This window comes from Parabacteroides acidifaciens, assembly GCF_003363715.1.
GTDB lineage: Bacteria > Bacteroidota > Bacteroidia > Bacteroidales > Tannerellaceae > Parabacteroides > Parabacteroides acidifaciens.
Map to the genome: position 1 here is coordinate 1 of NZ_QREV01000133.1, position 762 is coordinate 762.

Consider the following 762-nt stretch of genomic DNA (forward strand, 5'->3'; position numbering starts at 1 on the left):
CAATCCGTGACCACAAGGTAATCCTTCTGTTCCGGCGTCGTAAGTGGATTGACACTCGCACCGGCAAGAGTTTCATTTTGCCCCTAAAAATAGCTGCCGAAGGTACCCGCTACTCGCAGGAGTTTGCGTCTTTTTTAAAAGAGACATATGGACACATCCCCGGTGACCTGCCGTACACTTGATGATTTTTATCACATTGACGCATCCACTTTAGAAAAGCAGTACAAGGATGTATTAAGCGGTTATCGTACTTGGGAAGAATTGAGTCATGCCGACGACTGGCTCGTCTTCCCCGATAATATTGGTCCCAATCTGGCTATTGATGAGACTTCTTTGTCCAATGGCAATCTCTATACGATCGTCACCAACAGGGACAGGCACTGTCGTGAGATGTGCCTTGTCGCCATTGTTGCAGGGGTTAAATCAGAGACTGTTATAGCTGCCTTACGCCATATTCCCGAGGATCTGTTGGACCGTGTAGAAGAAGTGACGCTGGCCTTGTCGGACTCCATGCGCAAAATAGTCCGTTCCTGCTTCCGTAAGGCATCTCGTGTGATAGATCGGTTCCATATCCAGAAATTGGCCTGTGATGCCGTACAGGAAATGCGCATTAAGCTTCGCTGGGACGCGATCCAAGAAGCCAACGAAGAGATGGAAGAAGCTAAACTAAATGGGGAATTATATCTGCCTGTAAGATATGAAAATGGAGACTCCAAGAAAGAGCTGTTAGCCAGGAGCCGGTATCTGCTGTTCAAATCCTCT

At 47.6% G+C, this 762-nt stretch carries 1 protein-coding gene and 1 pseudogene; both read left to right on the top strand.

Annotation, left to right across the window (positions count from 1 at the left end; all coding sequences use genetic code 11):
- Window positions 1-182, top strand: a pseudogene (locus DWU89_RS20445) (ISAon1 family transposase N-terminal region protein); the annotation flags it as partial.
- Window positions 148-762: ISAon1 family transposase (locus tag DWU89_RS20450; protein WP_187574959.1), on the top strand; the 615-nt coding region annotated here is incomplete at its 3' end. The pseudogene DWU89_RS20445 and the gene DWU89_RS20450, both read left to right, overlap by 35 nt.